At 65.5% G+C, this 12813-nt stretch carries 13 protein-coding genes; 9 read left to right on the plus strand and 4 right to left on the minus strand.

Annotation, left to right across the window (positions count from 1 at the left end; translation table 11 throughout):
* Position 1 precedes the first annotated feature (1 nt).
* The 7 genes from ShzoTeo12_RS10695 to ShzoTeo12_RS10725 all read left to right on the plus strand — a co-directional run bounded on the left by ShzoTeo12_RS10695 (position 2) and on the right by ShzoTeo12_RS10725 (position 6211).
* Complete coding sequence (locus ShzoTeo12_RS10695; protein ID WP_318909673.1) at positions 2-766, plus strand: HugZ family protein; 765 nt, start codon at positions 2-4, stop codon at positions 764-766.
* Positions 767-948: 182 nt separating this feature from the next.
* Entirely contained in the window at positions 949-1284 is a 336-nt protein-coding gene (locus tag ShzoTeo12_RS10700; protein ID WP_318909674.1) for a metalloregulator ArsR/SmtB family transcription factor, read from the plus strand.
* 160 nt (positions 1285-1444) lie between these two features.
* A complete protein-coding gene (locus ShzoTeo12_RS10705) occupies positions 1445-2770 on the plus strand; it encodes an aspartate aminotransferase family protein (protein ID WP_318909675.1) in 1326 nt (441 codons plus the stop codon).
* 222 nt (positions 2771-2992) lie between these two features.
* Positions 2993-3862 (plus strand): aldose 1-epimerase family protein, encoded by an 870-nt coding sequence (locus ShzoTeo12_RS10710; protein WP_318912443.1) that lies wholly within the window; start codon positions 2993-2995, stop codon positions 3860-3862.
* 174 nt (positions 3863-4036) lie between these two features.
* Positions 4037-5731, plus strand: coding sequence for an adenine deaminase (gene ade, locus ShzoTeo12_RS10715; RefSeq protein ID WP_318909676.1), 1695 nt, complete (start codon positions 4037-4039; stop codon positions 5729-5731).
* An 8-nt stretch (positions 5732-5739) separates the two neighbouring features.
* Positions 5740-5985 carry a DUF4160 domain-containing protein gene (locus ShzoTeo12_RS10720; RefSeq protein WP_119256955.1) on the plus strand — a complete coding sequence of 82 codons (246 nt, stop codon included), beginning with the start codon at positions 5740-5742 and terminating at the stop codon, positions 5983-5985.
* Complete coding sequence (locus ShzoTeo12_RS10725) at positions 5966-6211, plus strand: DUF2442 domain-containing protein (RefSeq protein ID WP_119256954.1); 246 nt, start codon at positions 5966-5968, stop codon at positions 6209-6211. Before ShzoTeo12_RS10720 ends, ShzoTeo12_RS10725 begins: the two co-directional genes overlap by 20 nt.
* A 4-nt stretch (positions 6212-6215) precedes the next feature.
* Here the strand turns inward: ShzoTeo12_RS10725 and ShzoTeo12_RS10730 are convergent, their stop codons facing one another.
* Positions 6216-7859, minus strand: a complete 1644-nt coding sequence (locus ShzoTeo12_RS10730) for an alpha-glucosidase (protein WP_318909677.1) — start codon at positions 7857-7859, stop codon at positions 6216-6218.
* A 148-nt stretch (positions 7860-8007) separates the two neighbouring features.
* Here ShzoTeo12_RS10730 and ShzoTeo12_RS10735 point away from each other — a divergent pair, with 148 nt between their 5' ends.
* On the plus strand, positions 8008-9012 hold the full coding sequence (locus ShzoTeo12_RS10735) for an Ldh family oxidoreductase (RefSeq protein WP_318909678.1): 1005 nt from the start codon (positions 8008-8010) through the stop codon (positions 9010-9012).
* Positions 9013-9027: 15 nt separating this feature from the next.
* Positions 9028-9942: a sugar kinase gene (locus ShzoTeo12_RS10740; protein WP_318909679.1), complete on the plus strand. Its 915-nt coding sequence runs from the start codon at positions 9028-9030 to the stop codon at positions 9940-9942.
* A gap of 15 nt (positions 9943-9957) precedes the next feature.
* Here the strand turns inward: ShzoTeo12_RS10740 and der are convergent, their stop codons facing one another.
* From der to ShzoTeo12_RS10755, 3 genes are all read right to left on the minus strand, one after another.
* Entirely contained in the window at positions 9958-11388 is a 1431-nt protein-coding gene (der, locus tag ShzoTeo12_RS10745; RefSeq protein WP_318909680.1) for a ribosome biogenesis GTPase Der, read from the minus strand.
* 36 nt (positions 11389-11424) lie between these two features.
* The gene (locus ShzoTeo12_RS10750; protein WP_119257171.1) at positions 11425-12096 is read right to left on the minus strand and encodes a tetratricopeptide repeat protein; all 672 of its coding nucleotides are present in this window, start codon (positions 12094-12096) and stop codon (positions 11425-11427) included.
* A 114-nt stretch (positions 12097-12210) separates the two neighbouring features.
* Positions 12211-12795: an NnrU family protein gene (locus ShzoTeo12_RS10755; protein WP_318909681.1), complete on the minus strand. Its 585-nt coding sequence runs from the start codon at positions 12793-12795 to the stop codon at positions 12211-12213.
* Positions 12796-12813: the final 18 nt, after the last annotated feature.

Here is a 12813-nt window from a genome sequence, read left to right on the forward strand (position 1 = left end):
CATGACCGAGAAGGACAAGCCCAGCGTTCTGCGCGAAACGGACGACGACGCCCGCCGCCTCGCCCGCACCCTCCTGCGCTCGGCGCGAAGCTGCGCGCTCGCCGTGCTGGAGCCGGAAACTGGCGCCCCCTTCGCAAGCCGCACCTTGACGGGGACCGACACCGACGGAACGCCCGTCATCCTCGTCTCCTCCCTTTCGGTTCATACCCAGGCGCTGAGGGCCGACAGACGGGCCTCGCTGCTGGCCGGCGAGCCCGGCAAGGGTGATCCCCTCGCCCATCCGCGCCTCACCGTCATCTGCGAGGCCGAGGAAATCCCGCGCGAAAGCGAGGCGCGCGCGGCGCTGCGCGAACGTTTCATCCGCCGTCATCCCAAGGCCAAGCTCTATGTCGATTTCCCCGACTTCACCTTCTTCCGCCTCGTGCCGCAGCGCGCCTTCCTCAATGGCGGTTTCGGCAAGGCCTTCCTGCTGACGGCCGAAGACCTCCTGATTCGCTCCCCCGCCCGCGCGGCCCTCGCGGCGATGGAAACCGGCGCCGTCGAGCACATGAACAGCGACCATGCGGAAGCCGCGAATGTTTATGCGCGCCACTATTGCGGCGCCAGCGACGGCGAATGGATCATCGTCGGCCTCGATGCGGCGGGAATCGATCTCGCGAGCAGTGACAAGTTAAGACGTTTCGAATATGCACATGAACTTGAAGACGCGAAGGAACTTCGCAGCGAGTTGGCACGTTTGCTCCGCGAGGCAAGAGCAACGGGCTGATCCGCAGAGCGCATGAATCCACTGTTCGCGTCTATCGTTTTTGGAGAAGAAACTTATAGCATTGCGTGCACCCCGACCCCTGATTTCTTGCCACTTGATGGGAAGGGTTTTGCTTATATGCTAACAAGCGGATTCACATAAAAGCACAAGTTTTGAAGCGGAAACGCCCAAAGGAGTTTCAAATGGACAAGATTTCAGACGCAGAGCACGCACAGGCCGAGATCGCATCCGATTTCCTTTCCGCCATGGCGAATCCCAAGCGCCTGCTCATCCTCAAGGTTCTGGTGGAAGGCGAGATCGCCGTCGGTGCACTGGCAAACCAGGTCGGACTCAGCCAGTCCGCCCTTTCGCAGCACCTGTCGAAGCTGCGCGCGCAGAATCTCGTGACCACGCGTCGCGACGCCCAGACCATCTATTATTCCAGCAAGTCGGATGCGGTGATGACCATCCTCGACTCGCTGGACCGCATCTACAAGAAGGCCGGCGCCGCCGCGGAAAAGAAGCTCCGCATCGCCTGATCTCTTCCCGGCCGGTGATTCGCGACGCCCCGAATGCCCATTCGGGGCGTTTTGCCGTCAAAGGGCTGCTTGACGCCCCCCACTGCCTTGCTAATTTGACCATCGGGTAAAAATACCAGCCGGGACGGCCCCCGCATTCAATGGCCGTGGGAGAGATCGCATGTCCAACCGCCTCAACACCCCCAACGATCTGCGCGCCTTCTGGATGCCCTTCACGGCGAACCGGCAGTTCAAGAAGGAGCCGCGCCTTTTCGTCGGCGCCAAGGACATGTACTACACCACCCATGACGGCCGTCAGGTGCTGGACGGCACGGCGGGCCTGTGGTGCGTGAATGCCGGCCACTGCCGGCCGAAGATCACCGAGGCGATCCGCGAGCAGGCCGGCGAGCTCGACTACGCCCCCGCCTTCCAGCTCGGCCATCCCAAGGCCTTCGAACTCGCCAACCGCCTCGTCGACATCGCCCCCGAGGGCATGGACCACGTCCTCTACACCAATTCCGGTTCCGAATCGGTCGAGACCGCGCTGAAGGTGGCGCTCGCCTATCACCGCGCGAAAGGCGACGGCTCGCGCTTCCGCCTGGTCGGCCGCGAGCGCGGCTATCACGGCGTCAATTTCGGCGGCATCTCCGTCGGCGGCATCGTCTCCAACCGCAAGATGTTCGGCACGCTGCTGACCGGCGTCGACCACATGCCGCACACCCACTTCCCGGACAAGAACGCCTTCTCGCGCGGCGAACCGGAACATGGCGGCGACATCGCCAGCGAACTCCAGCGCATCATCACCCTGCATGACGCCTCGACCATCGCAGCCGTCATCGTCGAACCGGTCGCCGGCTCGACGGGCGTCCTCATCCCGCCGAAGGGCTACCTCCAGAAGCTGCGCGAGATCTGCACGCAGCACGGCATCCTGCTGATCTTCGACGAGGTCATTACCGGCTTCGGCCGCCTCGGCGCGCCCTTCGCCGCGCAGTATTTCGACGTGAAGCCGGATATCATCACCACCGCCAAGGGCCTCACCAACGGCGTGATCCCGATGGGCGCGGTCTTCGTGACGTCGGAAATCCACGACGCCTTCATGAACGGCCCGGAACACATGATCGAGTTCTTCCACGGCTACACCTATTCCGGTAACCCGATCGCCTGCGCCGCCGCCCTCGGCACCCTCGACACCTACAAGGAAGAGGGCCTTCTGACCCGCGCCAGCGAGCTCGCCTCTTATTGGGAAGAGGGCCTGCACTCGCTGAAGGATTGCCCGAACGTCATCGACATCCGCAATGTCGGCCTAATCGGTGCCGTCGAACTCGCCTCCATCCCCGGCGAGCCGACCAAGCGCGCCTTCAACGCCTTCCTCAAGGCCTATGAGAAGGGCCTGCTCATCCGCACGACGGGGGACATCATCGCCCTCTCCCCGCCGCTCATCATCGAGAAGCCTGAGATCGACGAACTGTTCGGCAAGCTGCGCGAGGTCCTGCAGAACAATATCTGAGCCGTACACCCGGGCAGACGAAAATGGCGGCTTCGGCCGCCATTTTTGATTCCCGCCGCAAGACGGCTTTTGCCCCTCATCCTAACGCTCTCCCCGCCTGCGGGGAGAAGGTGGCCGGCAGGCCGGATGAGGGGCAGGCGGCACATGCCGCTATCGACCGCCGCTCTTGCAAGTCCGCCCCGTTCGGCGCAATTGTGCGGCCACCACGACGAGGGCCAGCCGATGCCGACCATGACCCGCATAGCGAACGAATTCCTCTCCATCGAGGTCTCCGCCCTCGGCGCCGAGATGCAATCGGCGACGACGCGCGACGGGGTGAACTGGCTGTGGAACGGCGACGCCGCCTTCTGGACCGGCCGCTCGCCGCTCCTCTTCCCCATCGTCGGCAAGGCGCCGGATGATACGCTGCTGATCGACGGCAAGCCCTATCCGATGGCGCAGCACGGCTTTGCCCGCCGGCGGGAATTCTCGCTCGAGGCGGCGGAGGAGAGCGCCTGCCGCTACGTGCTGGAAGCATCGGAGGAAACCCGCGCTGCCTATCCCTTCGATTTCCGGCTTACCGTCGAACACCGACTGGATGGCCTGGCGCTGACCGTCTCCGCCGAAGTGGAGAACCGTGGCACCGTCCCCATGCCCTTCGGCTGCGGCTTCCATCCCGCCTTCGTCTGGCCCCTGCCGGGCGCCACCGGCCGGCCGCACACCGTCACGCTCGACAATGGAGGAGAACCCGAGCGCCAGCCGCTGGAAAAGGGCCTCCTCTCACCCCACCGGCTCCCCTCGCCTTTCAGCGGCGGCCGGCTGACGCTCGCCCATACGCTCTTCGACAACGACGCCCTCGTCTTCCCGCAGGGAGCCGGCACCGGCCTCACCTACGCCGCCGAGGATGGCCCGGCGCTCAACTTCCGTTTCGAAAACCTGCCGAACCTCGCGCTCTGGACCAAGCTCGGCGCGCCCTTCCTCTGCATCGAGCCGTGGCACGGCACGGCCGCCGAATATGGCGGCACGCGCGAACTGAAGGACCGGCCTTTCACCACCCTGCTTGCCGCAGGCGGGCACACACGCTTCGCCTTCACGGTGACTTTCCCACACTGAAGATTCGGCGTCTGGCCCTTTCTTCCTGCCGCGGCGGGACCAGAGCATTTCCAGCAAAAGTGCGAAGCGGTGTTGCGTAGGGAAATGCGGCAAACAAAGAGTTGGAGCGTTTTCGCGATTCGGAGAAAAGCGGAAATGCTCTAGAGTCTGCGAAAAGGGATTCGGAGATCAGCCATGACCGACTTGGAACGCTTCATCGACCAGGGAACCGGCCGCGAGCCTGCCGACATCGTGCTCAAGGGCGGGCAGTTCTTCGACCTCGTGACGGGCGAGCTCGTCGCCTCCGACATCGCCATCTGCGGCGAGCGCATCGTCGGCACCTGCGGCGAATACAAGGGCCGCAGGGAAATCGACATCACCGGCCGCATCGTCGTGCCCGGCTTCATCGATACGCATCTCCACATCGAATCCTCGCTGGTAACGCCGCACGAATTCGATCGCTGCGTGCTGCCCTATGGCGTCACCACCGTCATCTGCGATCCGCACGAGATCGCCAACGTGCTCGGCACCGAGGGCATCCAGTTCTTCCTCGACAGTGCGATGGAAACGATCATGGATATCCGCGTGCAGCTTTCGAGCTGCGTGCCGGCGACGCATCTGGAAACCTCCGGCGCCGACCTGCCGATCGAGCGGCTGCTGCCCTTTCGCGACCATCCCAAGGTCATCGGCCTTGCGGAATTCATGAATTTCCCGGGCGTCATCCACAAGGACCCCGTCTGCCTCGCCAAGCTGGAAGCCTTCCAGGGCGGCCATATCGACGGCCATGCGCCGCTCCTTCGCGGCAACGACCTCAACGGCTACCTTTCCGCCGGCATTCGCACCGAGCACGAATGCACGACGGCCGAAGAGGCCCTGGAGAAGATTCGCAAGGGCATGCATATCCTCATCCGCGAGGGCTCCGTCTCCAAGGACCTGCACGCCCTGATGCCGATCCTCACCGAACGGCTCTCGCCCTTCCTCGCGCTCTGCACCGATGACCGCAACCCGCTCGACATCGCCGAGCAGGGCCATCTCGACTATATGATCCGCACGGCCATCGCCCATGGCCGCGCTCCGCTCGCCGTCTACCGCGCCGCCTCCATCTCCGCGGCGAAGGCCTTCGGCCTGCGCGACCGCGGCCTCGTCGCCCCCGGCTGGCGAGCCGACCTCGTCGTCGTCGATACGCTGGAGAACTGCAAGGCCGGGATGGTCTTCTCCGCCGGCCGCAAGGTGGACGACGCACTCTTCGCGACCCGCAAGGCTATCGAGCCGGTCGGCCTCGACAGCGTCAAGGCCCGCCCCGTCAGCGCCGCGCATTTCGCCGTTCCCGTCACGGAGGGCGAGACCCCGGTCATCGGCGTCCTGCCCGGCAAGATCATCACCGAGCACCGCCGCTACCGCCTGCCGGCGAGCGGCAACCAGACCGCCGTCGACCTCGCGCAGGATATCATCAAGGTCGCCGTTATCGAGCGCCACGGCAAGAACGGCAACCACGCCAACGGCTTCGTGCAGGGCTTCGGCCTGAAGAAGGGCGCCATCGCCTCGACGGTCGGCCATGACAGCCACAATATCTGCGTCGTCGGCGTCGACGAGGATGACATGGCGCTCGCGGCGAACCGCCTCGGCGAGATCAAGGGCGGCTTCGTCGTGGTGGAGAACGGCAAGGTCACCGGCGAGATCGCTCTCCCCGTCGCCGGCCTGATGAGCCTCGAACCCTACGAGGCCGTGCGCGACACCCTGCACCACCTGCGCCAGGCCGCCTTCGCCCTCGGCGCCACGCTGGAAGAACCCTTCCTCCAGCTCGCCTTCCTGCCGCTGCCGGTCATCCCGCATCTGAAGATCTCGGACAGGGGGATGGTGGATGTGGATCGGTTCGCGCTGATCGGGTGAGGTCGTGAATGCCGGTCGTCTTCCGCCACCAGAACCTCACCTTCTTCTTCTATTCGAACGAAGGCGACCCACGTGAGCCGGTTCACGTTCATGTCCGGGCCGGCGGCGCGATCGCGAAAATCTGGCTTGAGCCGCTGATCGGCATCGCGGAGAGCCGCGGCTTCAACAGCAGGGAACTGTCTGCTATCCTGCGTCTTGTCGCAGAGCGCAGACATCTCATCGAGAAGACGTGGCATGAATATTTCAGCAACTGAAATCCGTTTCGACGACGATACGATGTGGGTATCCCTCGATGACGGCCGGACGCTGGGCATTCCACTGGCCTGGTTCCCCCGCCTCCTCACGGCAGACAAGGCATCCCGGCTCGCTTATGAACTCAGTCCCGGCGGGATACACTGGGATGCGCTTGACGAAGATATCTCTATCGCCGGCCTGCTCGCAGGCCGTGGCGACCAGACGGTGAAGCGCCCAGCCGCCTGATCCTTCACAGCCGCACGCAGGCCATGTCCAGCGCGTCCAGCTCGATCGTCCCGTCCTTCAGCTTCGCGCCGAAGCCGGGGACCGGCAGCGGCTCGCCGAGCTTCAGCGATTTCGCCGGCACGAATTCCGCCTTCTCGCGCGTCAGGTTGAAGACGAAAAGCAGCTTCTCGCCGGCCTTCTCGCGGGTGAAGGCGAGGATGTCGTGGTTGGAATGGAGGAAGGACATGTCGCCGTCGTGCAGCGTCTCGTGCTCCTTGCGGAAGGCGAGCGTCGCGCGGTAGTGGTTGAGCACGGAGCCGGCGATCTTCTCCTGCGTATCGACCGCAAGGCGGGCATGGTCTTCCGGCACCGGTAGCCAGGGCTTGGCTGTGCTGAAGCCGGCATGGGCCTCGCCGCGCTGCCAGGGCATCGGGGTGCGGCATCCGTCGCGGCCCTTGAAGGCCGGCCAGAAGCGGATGCCATAGGGATCGCGCAGGTCCTCGAAGGCGAGCTCGGCCTCCGTGAGACCCAGTTCCTCGCCCTGGTAAAGGCAGATCGAGCCGCGCAGCGTCGAAAGCAGGGTGATCGCCAGCTTGGCGACGCGCTCGCGCTCCTCCGGGGCGTGGATAAAGCGGCTGACATGGCGGTCGACGTCGTGGTTGGAGAAGGCCCAGCAGACCCAGCCGTCCTCCACCGCCCGCTGGAAGCTCTGCACGCATTTGCGGATATGGTCGGCCGTGAAATCCGGCCCGAGCAAATCGAACGTGTAGCACATGTTCAGCTTGTCGCCGCCGCTCGTATACTCGGCGACCGTCTTCAGCGAGCGCGCGCCGTCGCCGACCTCGCCCACCGTCATGCGCCCCTCGTATTCGTCGAGCAGCGCGCGGAAGCGCTTGAGGAAATCGACATTCTCCGGCTGCGTCTTGTCGTAGCGATGCGTCTGCATGCCGTAGGGGTTCACGTCCGGCGCATCGAGGCCGATCTCGTCCGGGTTCGGCTCGTGGGGCGGGTTGTCGCGCAGCTTCCTGTCGTGGAAATAGAAGTTCACCGTGTCGAGACGGAAGCCGTCCACGCCGCGGTCGAGCCAGAAGCGCACCGTCGACAGCAGCGCATCCTGTACGGCTTTGTTGTGGAAGTTGAGGTCCGGCTGCGAGGTCAGGAAGTTGTGCATGTAATATTGCTTGCGCACGCCGTCCCATTCCCAACCCGGCCCGCCGAAGATCGACAGCCAGTTGTTGGGCGCCGTGCCGTCCGGCTTCGGATCGGCCCAGACATACCAGTCCGCCTTCGGGTTCGACCGGCTGGACCGGCTTTCGACAAACCAGGGATGCTGGTCGGACGTGTGCGAGATCACCTGGTCGATGACGACCTTCATGCCGAGGCGATGGGCCTCGGCCAGCATCGCGTCGAAATCCGCCAGCGTGCCGAACATCGGATCGACGTCGCAATAATCCGAGACGTCATAGCCCATGTCCGCCATCGGCGACTTGAAGAAGGGAGAAAGCCAGATGGCGTCGACGCCGAGCGAGGCGATGTGCCCGAGCCGCCTGGTGATGCCCCTGAGATCCCCCATGCCATCGCCGGTCGTGTCCTGGAACGAGCGGGGATAGACCTGGTAGATGACCGCGCCGCGCCACCAGTCGTCGGTCTTCTTGCGGGGCTTCGTCATGCGTTCTTGCTCCGGTTCCTGTTGCTCCGGGCAAGATGTAACGCGCGTCCCGTGCAGCGTAAACGGGCGGCAGCCGGATTTTTCGACGGTTGACGAAAGGCGGGGCGGTCTGGATGATGTCGGCAAATTCCATAGAGAAGGTTGCCGTATGACCGATGACGTCACCCTTTCCCCGACGGAAGCAATGGACCTCGCCCGCACGGCGCTGATGCGCGTCGGCATGGCGGAGGCGGCAGCGGCGGCGCTCGCCCGCGCCACGCTGGATGCGGAAATGGCCGGCAAGCGCCCGGTCGGCTTCCTGCACCTGACGGACTACCTCAGGAGCCTCGTCGACGGCAGGATCACGGCACGGGCCGAGCCGCTCATTACCTCGCCGGTGCCGGCGATCATGAAATGCAACGCCATGGGCGGGGTGGCGCAGCACGGCTTCTCGCTGGCCCATGAGGAGCTGGCGGCCAAGGCAAGGACCTTCGGCATCGCCGTCTTCTCCCTGCACAACAGCTATACGACCGGCGAGCTCGGCTGGTATGCCGCCCGGCTCGCCGAAGAAGGCCTCGTCGCACTCGCCGCCACCAACGGCCCGGCGCTGATGGCCGGCGCAGGCGGCCGCCAGCCGGTCTACTGCACCAATCCGCTCGCCTTCGCCGCCCCCTTGGAGGACGGCCGCCTGCTCCTGGTCGACCAGGCCTCCAGCATGGCGGCTTTCGTCGATATCCGCGAGGCGGCGGCGCGGGGCGAGACCATCCCCGACGGCTGGGCGCTCGATCAGGACGGCGAACCGACCATTGATCCGTTCGCCGCCATGCAGGGCGCCTTGCTGGCCTATGGCAGCACGCGCGGCGCGAATATCGCTCTCATGGTGGAGGTGCTGGCGGCGGGCCTCACAGGCGCCAACTGGTCGCTCGACGCGCCGGATTTTCAGGCGGGCGAGGCGACGCCCGGCATCGGCCTCTTCGTCCTTGCCCTCTCGCCGCAACTCTTCGCCGACGATTTCCCGGCCCGGCTCGCCAGGCAGGTGGAGCGCCTTTCCGGCGAATTCGGCGTGCACATCCCCGGCCTTCGCCGCACGGAGCGGCAGCGGCAGGCGGAAAGCGCGGGCATCGTCTTGCCCCGCCAACTCTTTGACAGTATTTCCTCTTTCCGGCGCAATTGACCGGAGAGAACGGATATGGCGGGACGGCTGCTGGCGATCGGCGAATGCATGGTGGAACTGATGCAGGCCGAGGGTGGCCTGATGCGCAAGAGCTTTGCCGGCGACACGTTCAACACCGCCTATTACGCCCGGCAATACCTGCCGTCCGACTGGAGCGTCGACTATTTGTCCGCCGTCGGCACCGACACGATTTCCGACGAGATGCTGGCCTTCATGGAAGGCCACGGCGTCGGCACCGCCCATGTCGCGCGCATCGCCGGCCGCTCGCCGGGCCTCTACATGATCCACCTCAAGGACGGCGAGCGCAGCTTCTCCTACTGGCGCTCCGCCTCCGCCGCAAAGCTGCTTGCCCACGACGGCGACCGGCTGCGCGCCGCCATCGAGGCTTCCGACATCATCGTCTTCTCCGGCATCACGCTGGCGATCCTGCCGGCGGAGGATGTGGAGACCCTGCTTTCCGAGCTGCGCCGCGCCAAGGCCGTCGGCAAGCGCGTCGTCTTCGATCCCAATATCCGCCCGCGCCTGTGGGACGACATGGACCGCATGCGCGCGACGGTCACCGAAGGCGCCCGCGCCTCCACGCTCGTCATGCCGAGCCTCGACGACGAGACGACCCATTTCGGCGACGCCTCGCTGGAGGCGACCATCGCCCGCTACGCCGCGCTCGGCGTCGCGGAACAGGTGGTGAAGGACGGTGGCGAGGGTGCGACGCTGGTCTTCGGCGGGAAGCGCAGCCATGTCCCGTCGGCGAGCGTCGAGAAGATCGTCGATACGACGAGCGCCGGCGACAGCTTCAACGGCGCCTTCCTCGCCCGCCTCGCGGCAGGCGCGGCGCCGCAGGAGGCCGCGCGCTTTGCGGCGGACGTCGCCGCCGCCGTCATCCAGCATCACGGCGCGCTGGTCGCAAAGGACAAGCTGCCGCAAGGCTGACCGGCGATCAGCCCGTCAGCGCTTCTTCTTCGCCTTGCCGGCATAGGGATTGTCCGACGCCCGGAAATGGATGCGGATCGGCACGCCCGGCAGGTTGAAGTCGTTGCGCAGGCCATTGGTGAGATAGCGGATATAGGATTCCGGCAGCGCGTCGGGGCGCGTGCAGGACACCATGAAGCCCGGCGGGCGGGCCTTCACCTGCGTCATGTATTTCAGCTTCAAGCGGCGGCCGGAAACGGCCGGCGGCGGATGCTGCGTCTGCACCGCGTCCAGCCAGCGGTTGAGCTTGGCGGTGGAGATGCGGCGGTTCCAGGTGCGGTCCGTGTCGATGACGGCCTGCATCAGCTTGTCGAGGCCCCTGCCCGTCTGGCCGGAAACCGGCACGGCGCGGATGCCGCGCGCCTGCGGCAGCAGCCGGTCGGTCTTCTCGCGCAGCTCCGCGAGCACGGCCTGCGGATCGTCGATCAGGTCCCACTTGTTGAAGGCGAGCACGGCGGCGCGACCCTCGCGCAGCACGAGGTCGACGATCTGCAGGTCCTGCTTCTCGAAGGGAATGGTGGAATCGAAGACGATGACCACGGTCTCGGCGAAACGGATGGCGCGCAGGCCGTCGGCGACGGAAAGCTTCTCCAGCTTCTCCTGCACCTTCGCCTTGCGCCGCATGCCGGCCGTGTCGAACATCTTGATCGTGCGGCCTTTCCAGTCCCATTCGACGGAAATGGAATCGCGCGTGATGCCGGCTTCCGGGCCGGTCAAGAGCCGGTCTTCGCCGAGGAAGCGGTTGATCAGCGTGGACTTGCCGGCATTGGGGCGGCCGACGATGGCGACGCGCAGCGGCTTCGTCTCGTCATATTCCGGCTCGAAATCCTCGTCCGCTTCGGCGCCCTCGGCCATCTCCGCTCGCACGTCGATATTGGTTTCGGCCTCGTCGTCCTCGGGATAGGCGCGCTCCTCGCCGATGGCGGCGACGATGGCGTCGCGCAGGTCCAGCATGCCCTGCCCGTGTTCGGCGGAGATCGGCGTCGGCTCGCCGAGGCCGAGCGTGAAGGCGTCGTAGAAGCCGCCGTCGGAGCCGCGCGCTTCCGACTTGTTGGCGACGAGCACGACCGGCTTGCCCTTGCGGCGCAGCATCTCGGCCAGCGTCTGGTCGACCGGGGTGAGGCCCATCTTGGCGTCGACCACGAAGAGCGAGAGATCGGCCTCCTCGATGGCGGCTTCCGTCTGGGCGCGCATGCGGCCCTGCAGCGTCTCGGGCGCGGCCTCTTCGAGGCCGGCCGTGTCGATGATGCGGAATTTCAGGTCGATGAGGCGGGCGTCGCCCGGCCGGCGGTCACGGGTAACGCCTGGCGTATCGTCGACGAGCGCGAGCTTCTTGCCCACGAGCCTGTTGAACAGGGTGGACTTGCCGACATTGGGGCGTCCGACAATGGCGACGGTGAAGCTCATGAACGTGTTCCGTTATAGCGGCCGGCAGATGCCGGCTCAGGAAGACAGCTTGCCGCTTGCCGTGATCAGGTCAAGCAGCATCTGCGCGCGGTTGGCGACATTGCGCGGGCTTTCGCTGTCGTTGATTATGGCGTCGAACCATTCCTTGGCGCGCGCATAGTCCTCGTGCTTGTAGGCCGAAAGACCGAGAACCTCGCGGGCGGAATGGCGCAGCGCCCCCTGCGGCGTCGCAAGCTGCTCGGCCTCGGCCGAGACCTGGTCGTAGGTGCCGGTATCGACGAGGAGATAGGCGGCACGAAGGCGGGCCGCATCGCGCAGCGCCTGCGGCACCGAGCCGTCCTTGGAGATCGCCGTGAAGGCATCGATGGCGCCCTTGGCGTCGGTTTCCGCCAGCAGCGAGGCTGAGCGCATGCGGGCAAGCACCGGATAGGAGCCGAAGCCGTCCTTCTCGAGCGCGCCGAGCGCGGCCAGCGCCTCGTCCTTCTTGCCGTCGCGGGCGAGCGTCAGGGCAGCGAGGAACTCGTCGCCGGAAGCGGAAGCCTCCCTGTCGCGCCAGTATTCGTAGCCCACCTTACCGATCGTGCCGAGCACGACGAGAACGGCCGCGCCGATGAGGATGCGGCCGAAACGCTTCCAGACCAGACGCATCTGATCGGAGCGCAATTCCTCGTTCACCTCGCGGATAAAGCTGTCGTCCTGATTTACCATGTCCTGCCCGGCGCCAACCAACGTTTAAAGTTAGCGCCTTCTACCCGATTTTCTCGGCGTTGTAAGGGGGCAGGCGCGAAAAGCCCCCGGGATAGGCCCGGGATAGGCAACGGATCAGGGCAGCGGGGCGACGCCGATCAGCCATTCGTGAAGCTTGAGGACGATCACGGCATAGAGGGCGAGCCCGACAACGACGGCGATGACATCGTATTTCGCCGAGACGAAGACCGGCAGCTTGGTTTCCCCCGCCGCGATGCGCTTCTTGAGCGTGATGCGCAGGATGACCGCCCAGGCGAGGATCGTCACGAAGAGCAGCACGGAATAGCTCTCGCCGTTCGCCAGCAGATGCGCCAAGGCCCAGATCTTGATGGCGACGAGGATCGGGAACTTCAGTTTCGTGCGGATATGGCCGGGCGGCAGGAAGCCCGCCACGAGACAGATTGCGGCGATGGCCATCAGCGTCAGCGTGATATGCGCCATGAAGGCGGGCGGGAAATACAGCATCTCGCCGCCGTTCTCGCGCGCGTCGATGAAGCCGTAGACGATGAGGGCGAGGCTTGCCAGCGACACGATGCCGTGCAGCGCCATCCAGCCCGGCTTGCCGAGCGCGGCGATGCCGGCATTGCGCAGCCCCGGCGCGACAGGGCGCAGGAGATGGGTGGCGATGAAGAGAACGAGACCGATGATGAGCAACGTCATGAAAATGCCCCTTGAAGA

The sequence above is a fragment of the Shinella zoogloeoides genome (genome assembly GCF_033705735.1).
GTDB classification, from domain to species: Bacteria; Pseudomonadota; Alphaproteobacteria; order Rhizobiales; family Rhizobiaceae; genus Shinella; species Shinella zoogloeoides_A.

What these genes read in the sequence shown, in the direction of transcription:
- ShzoTeo12_RS10735 (WP_318909678.1), top strand. Translation starts at nt 8,008, where the DNA reads ATGACCGATGACGTCACCCTTTCCCCGACGGAAGCAATGGACCTCGCC.
- ShzoTeo12_RS10750 (WP_119257171.1), bottom strand. Translation starts at nt 12,096, where the DNA reads ATGGTAAATCAGGACGACAGCTTTATCCGCGAGGTGAACGAGGAATTG.
- ShzoTeo12_RS10720 (WP_119256955.1), top strand. Translation starts at nt 5,740, where the DNA reads ATGCCGGTCGTCTTCCGCCACCAGAACCTCACCTTCTTCTTCTATTCG.
- der (WP_318909680.1), bottom strand. Translation starts at nt 11,388, where the DNA reads ATGAGCTTCACCGTCGCCATTGTCGGACGCCCCAATGTCGGCAAGTCC.
- ShzoTeo12_RS10725 (WP_119256954.1), top strand. Translation starts at nt 5,966, where the DNA reads ATGAATATTTCAGCAACTGAAATCCGTTTCGACGACGATACGATGTGG.
- ShzoTeo12_RS10740 (WP_318909679.1), top strand. Translation starts at nt 9,028, where the DNA reads ATGGCGGGACGGCTGCTGGCGATCGGCGAATGCATGGTGGAACTGATG.
- ShzoTeo12_RS10730 (WP_318909677.1), bottom strand. Translation starts at nt 7,859, where the DNA reads ATGACGAAGCCCCGCAAGAAGACCGACGACTGGTGGCGCGGCGCGGTC.
- ShzoTeo12_RS10700 (WP_318909674.1), top strand. Translation starts at nt 949, where the DNA reads ATGGACAAGATTTCAGACGCAGAGCACGCACAGGCCGAGATCGCATCC.
- ShzoTeo12_RS10695 (WP_318909673.1), top strand. Translation starts at nt 2, where the DNA reads ATGACCGAGAAGGACAAGCCCAGCGTTCTGCGCGAAACGGACGACGAC.
- ShzoTeo12_RS10755 (WP_318909681.1), bottom strand. Translation starts at nt 12,795, where the DNA reads ATGACGTTGCTCATCATCGGTCTCGTTCTCTTCATCGCCACCCATCTC.
- ShzoTeo12_RS10705 (WP_318909675.1), top strand. Translation starts at nt 1,445, where the DNA reads ATGTCCAACCGCCTCAACACCCCCAACGATCTGCGCGCCTTCTGGATG.
- ade (WP_318909676.1), top strand. Translation starts at nt 4,037, where the DNA reads ATGACCGACTTGGAACGCTTCATCGACCAGGGAACCGGCCGCGAGCCT.
- ShzoTeo12_RS10710 (WP_318912443.1), top strand. Translation starts at nt 2,993, where the DNA reads ATGCCGACCATGACCCGCATAGCGAACGAATTCCTCTCCATCGAGGTC.